Raw genomic sequence first — 4,969 nt, 5'->3', positions numbered from 1 at the left:
CCCCCGAACAGCGTGCGCTTGACGTTGGCCACCGAGACGCGGATGCCGCGCGAGTTGTCGCGGTTGACCTCGACCTTGACGCCCGGCGGCGTGAGTGCGGCCGATTCGGCCAGCGCCTTGTTCAGCCCGTCGACCACCTCGATGGTGTTCTCGCCCTGCGATTTCTGCACCGACAGCAGCACGGTGCGCTGGCCGTTGTAGAGCGCGAGGCTCTCGATCTCCTGCGGGCCGTCGACCACGTCGGCCACCTGCCACAGCTTGACGGCATTGCCGCCGTTCGCGCCGCGGCGGGCGACGATGATCTCGCGGAAGTCGTCCGGCCGCTTCAGCCGCGCATTGATCTGCACGACGCGCTCCTGCTCGCGTGTGCGGATCGAGCCCATCGGCAGCTCCTGGTTCTCGCTGCGCACCGCGGCGACGACCTGGTCGACGCTCAGGCCCAGCGCATCGAGCGCGGCCGGCCGCACATAGACGTTGATCTCGCGCTCGACACCGCCGATCACGCTGACCGCGCCGACGCCGCGCACGTTTTCGAGCCGCTTCTGCAGCACCTGGGTGGCCCAGGTGGTGAGTTCCTGCGGCGAGCGCTTGCCATCGGCGGACAGCACCGCGACGTTGAAGATCGGCTGGCTGGCCGGGTCGAAGCGCGAGATGCGCGGCTCCTTCACCTCGTCGCGCAGGTTGGGGCGGATCAGCGCGACCTTCTCGCGCACGTCATCGGCCGCCTTGCGTCCGTCGACATCGAGGTTGAACTCGACGATCACGACGGCCGTGCCTTCATACGAGCGCGAGTACAGCGAGTTGATGCCGGCGACGGTGTTGACCGCCTCCTCGATCTTCTTCGTGACCTCGCTCTCGACGATCTCGGGCGAGGCGCCCGGGTAGTCCATCTGCACGACGACGGTCGGGAAATCGATGTTCGGGAACTGGTCGACCGCCAGGCGCTGGTAGCTGAACAGCCCGAGCACGACGAAGGCCAGCATGACCATCGTGGCCATCACCGGATTGCCGATCGAGACGCGGGTGAACCACATGGTGCGGCGGGCCGGTCAGGGGGCCGAGGCCGGGCTGGTGACGCGCACGGCCGTGCCTTCGCGCACCTGGCCGACGGTGCCGCGCAGCAGCGTCATGCCTTCGCCGGCACCTTGCAGCAGCTCGACCTGGCCGTCGCGCTCCAGGCTGCCGGCGACGCTGCCGCGGGCGCCCAGCGTCACCGGGCGCTGCACCACCTTGCCGTCGACCACCGCCAGCACGTAGGGCCGGGCCTGCTCGACGCGCACCGCGTTGGCCGGCACGACCAGTGCGGTCTTGCGCTCGATCTCGATCGCACCGCGCGCGAACAGGCCCTGGCGCAGGCCGGGCTGCGGCTGCAGTTCGAGGTAGACCATCACCGCGCGCGTGCCCGACTGCGTGCTCGGGTTGATGCGCACCACCTTGGCCTGTGCCGGCGTGGCGAGCCCGTCGACCTGCAGCGTGGCCGCCTGGCCGACCTGCACCGTGCCGACGTCTTCGGGGGCGATCGCCGCCTCGAGCTCGATGCGCGACAGGTCGACCACCTCGACCAGTCTGGCGTCGATCGCGACGCGCTCGCCCGGCTGCACCGCGCGCACCGAGACGATGCCGTTGATCGGCGCAATCAGCTGCGCATCGCTGCGCGACTTGCGGGCCAGGTCGACGGCAGCGACCGCCGCGCCGTAGGTGGCCTGGGCCGAGGCCTCGTTCGACACCGAGGTCTCCAGGCCGGTGGCCGAGATGAAGCCCTGGGCGACGAGCGCCTTGTTGTTCTCCAGCGTGCGGCGGGCGATGTCGAGCTGGCCGCGTGCCGACGCGGCGTTCTGCTCGGCCTGGCGCAGGCGCAGCTCGACCTCGGTGGTCTCGAGCTGGCCGATCACCTGGCCGGCCTTGACGCTGTCACCTTCGCGCACCGTCAGCGACCTGACCTCGGCGGCGACCTTGGCGCGCACCACCGCGCTGTTGACCGCCTTCAGGCCGCCCGACACCGCGAGCGTGCGGGCGAACGATTGCGGGCGCAGCACGAGCAGGTCGCCGGGCGCGAGCTCCAGCGCGGCCGGTGCCTTGGTGCTGCCGAGCAGGGCCTGCTCCTGCTTGCGGGCGCTGAGCGCGCGCATCACGAAGCCGCCGATCAGCGCGACGACGACGACGGGCACCGCCCACTTCACCCAGCGCTTCATGAGACGACGGGGGCCGGGTGGCGTTCGATGCCGCGGGTGACGGTGTCCATGTGCTGGAAGATGAAGTCCTGCGGGGACACGAGGGAGGGCACCGGCGAGCAGACGCCCAGCGAGTGCTTGTGCATGCACAGCATGACCATCGGCAGGATCAGCGAGTGCACGGTGAACTCGACGTTGACCGGGCGGAATTCGCCGGCCTCGATGCCGCGCTGCACGACGGTGCCGACCAGCTGCGAGCCCGGCTCGATGACCTGCTCGCGGTAGTAGTCGGCGATGTCGGGAAAGTTGCGCACCTCGGTGACGATCAGCTTGAAGACGGCGGACGCCGGGCTCTCGAAGATGCGCAGCCACCAGCGCGGCAGCACCTCGCGCAGCACCTGGGCGTTGCTGCCGGCGAAGGCGCGCACTTCGTCGACGCCGCTCTGGATCTCGGTCGACACGCGGTCGCGGATCACCGCCTTCAGCAGCTCTTCCTTGCTCGGGTAATAGAGATAGAGCGTGCCCTTGGACACCCCGGCGGCCGCCGCGACTTCTTCCGACCGGGTTGCGGAGAAACCCTTTTCAGAAAAGAGCGCCAAAGCCGCGTCCAGCAGTTCCTGGGGACGGGCTTCCTTGCGGCGCTGGCGGGCGGGGAGGGGGTGGAGGGGGTCGGGGGTACTCATGTCACGGTACTGACTGACTGGTCAGTAATGTAAGGGGTGGGGTGGCGGGGGTCAAGCCGGGGGGAGGGCTGCCGCTATCATCGGCGCTCATTTTTTGCCGGGGAATGCGAGTGGACTTCGTACTGTTGTTGAAGGCGGCGGTGATGGGCGTCGTCGAGGGGCTGACGGAGTTCCTGCCGGTGTCGAGCACGGGGCACCTGATCCTGGCGGGGTCGTTGATGCACTTCAACGATGCGCGCGGCAAGCTGTTCGAGATCGTGATCCAGTCCGCGGCGATCCTGGCCGTGGTGTGGGAATTCCGCGGCCGCATCGGCGGGGTGCTGGGCGGGCTGGGGAGCGACCCGAAGGCACGCCGGCTGCTGCTGAACGTCGGCATCGCGTTCCTGCCGCTGGCGGTGCTGGGCCTGCTGTTCGGCAAGATGCTGAAGGCGAACCTGTTCAACGCGCCGACGGTGGCGACCACCTTCATCGTCGGCGGGCTGATCATCTTGTGGGCCGAGCGGCGCCAGCACAGCGTGCGGGTGCATTCGGTCGACGACCTGACGCCGCTGGATGCGCTGAAGGTCGGCATCGCGCAGGCCTTCGCGCTGATCCCGGGCACGAGCCGCTCGGGCGCCACGATCATCGGCGGGATGCTGTTCGGGCTGTCGAGGCAGGTGGCGACCGAGTTCACCTTCTACCTGGCGATCCCGACGCTGGGCGTCGCGTCGGTGTATTCGCTCTACAAGGAGCGCGCGCTGCTGTCGGTCGACGACCTGGGCATGTGGGTGGTCGGCATGGTGGCCGCCTTCATCTCGGCGTTCTTCTGCGTGCGCTGGCTGCTGCGCTACATCTCCACGCACACCTTCGTGCCGTTCGCCTGGTACCGCATCGTGTTCGGCATCGTGGTGCTGGTGACGGCGTGGAGTGGGGTGGTCACCTGGGCGGATTGAGGAGCGGCGCTACGGCGTGAACGGCGTGAACAGCGGTGGCAGGCGCAACTCGACGCCATCCTGCTTTGCCCGCCGCGAGAGATCGGCCATCGTCACGCCGAAATCGTCGAACAGCAACGGCATCGCCTGCAGCGGCTGATCGAGCGGCTGCCAGAAGTCGTCCCAGTGGATCGGCACGACGCGTTTTGCGCCGGTCAGCTGCACCGTCTCATGCCAGTAGGCGCTGCGGTAGGCGTCGTCCTTGCGGCCGAGCGTGCCGACGCCGAGGAACACGGTGTCGACCCGGCGGCCGGCCAAGGCGCCGGGGATGAAGCCGGCGCTGCCTTCGATCAGCCAGCGGCCGCCCGAGGCGTGCTCGACGACGATGCTCCACACCTGGCCCTCGCGCCAGGCTGGTGCGCGCGTCGGCGGGACGACGGGTGCTGCGATGTTCTCCACCGACACGCCGTCGCTCCACGRCGTCGGGCTGTGGCGTGACGCGATGAAGGTCAGCCGGAACTTGCCGAGCGCGACGGCCTCGCCCGCGTGCACCTCATACAGCTGGGCCCGTGGCAGGCCGGCACCGAAGCCGATCTGCATCGTCGAGTTGGAGCCGATCAGCACGGCACCGGTGCGCAGCGCGACGGTGGGCGAGTCCATCGCGTGGTCGTAGTGGGAATGCACGGGGACGACGGCGGCCAGCCGGGTGATGCCCAGGCGCTTCAGGGCGCTGTCGATGGCTGCGGCGTCGGGCCCGATGCGCCCGAAGAAGGTCTGGCGCATRCCGGGCCGCGAGAAGAAGCCGTCGGTCATCCAGGCGGTTTCGCCGTCGTCGAACAGCAGCGTCGCGACGCCGGCGAAGCGCACCGTGACGGCCGAGCCGGCGGGGGCCGGCGGCAGCGTCAGCGGGCGGAACTCATCGAGCGGAGGATGGCGCCGGGCCTGGACCACCAGGAAGGCGATGGCCAGGACCAGCAGCGCCGCCAGCGCCAGCGCGGCGCGCCGAACCTGGCGGAGGGTCACGAATCAGGCGGCGGGGTGGGCGAGGTCGCGCAGCACGGTCGGGCCGACCCGGCGCTCGATCTCGGCCAGCAGCGGCCGGCCCCAGCCCAGCGCGAACATCACTTCGGCCGTGACGAACATCGGGCCGACGAGCAGGCCGATGAGGTCGTCGACGAAGGCCGGTTTGCGCCCTTCGTAGTAG

5 protein-coding genes are annotated in these 4,969 nt (G+C 69.6%); 1 reads left to right on the top strand and 4 read right to left on the bottom strand.

The annotated features are described in order from the left end of the window. The 3 genes from AC1D12_RS24625 to AC1D12_RS24615 all read right to left on the bottom strand — a co-directional run. Positions 1-1,034, bottom strand: a 1,034-nt coding sequence (locus AC1D12_RS24625; protein WP_477843462.1) for an efflux RND transporter permease subunit, incomplete at its 3' end; no start/stop codon positions are given. A 15-nt stretch (positions 1,035-1,049) separates the two neighbouring features. After that, the gene (locus AC1D12_RS24620; RefSeq protein WP_477843460.1) at positions 1,050-2,192 is read right to left on the bottom strand and encodes an efflux RND transporter periplasmic adaptor subunit; all 1,143 of its coding nucleotides are present in this window, start codon (positions 2,190-2,192) and stop codon (positions 1,050-1,052) included. Beyond that, a complete protein-coding gene (locus AC1D12_RS24615; protein WP_047513243.1) occupies positions 2,189-2,854 on the bottom strand; it encodes a TetR/AcrR family transcriptional regulator in 666 nt (221 codons plus the stop codon). The genes AC1D12_RS24620 and AC1D12_RS24615 overlap by 4 nt, the downstream gene beginning before the upstream one ends. Before the next feature lie 110 nt (positions 2,855-2,964). Between AC1D12_RS24615 and AC1D12_RS24610 the strand changes: the two genes are divergently transcribed. Continuing rightward, the gene (locus AC1D12_RS24610; RefSeq protein WP_465111695.1) at positions 2,965-3,786 is read left to right on the top strand and encodes an undecaprenyl-diphosphate phosphatase; all 822 of its coding nucleotides are present in this window, start codon (positions 2,965-2,967) and stop codon (positions 3,784-3,786) included. Between the two features lie 9 nt (positions 3,787-3,795). Here the strand turns inward: AC1D12_RS24610 and AC1D12_RS24605 are convergent, their stop codons facing one another. Next, positions 3,796-4,788, bottom strand: a complete 993-nt coding sequence (locus AC1D12_RS24605; protein ID WP_477843457.1) for an MBL fold metallo-hydrolase — start codon at positions 4,786-4,788, stop codon at positions 3,796-3,798. Positions 4,789-4,969 lie beyond the last annotated feature (181 nt).

The organism is Rhizobacter sp. P1_G5, assembly GCF_056405435.1.
The sequence above is the reverse complement of the archived record's forward strand: the minus strand, read 5'-3'. Positions and strand labels throughout refer to the sequence as shown.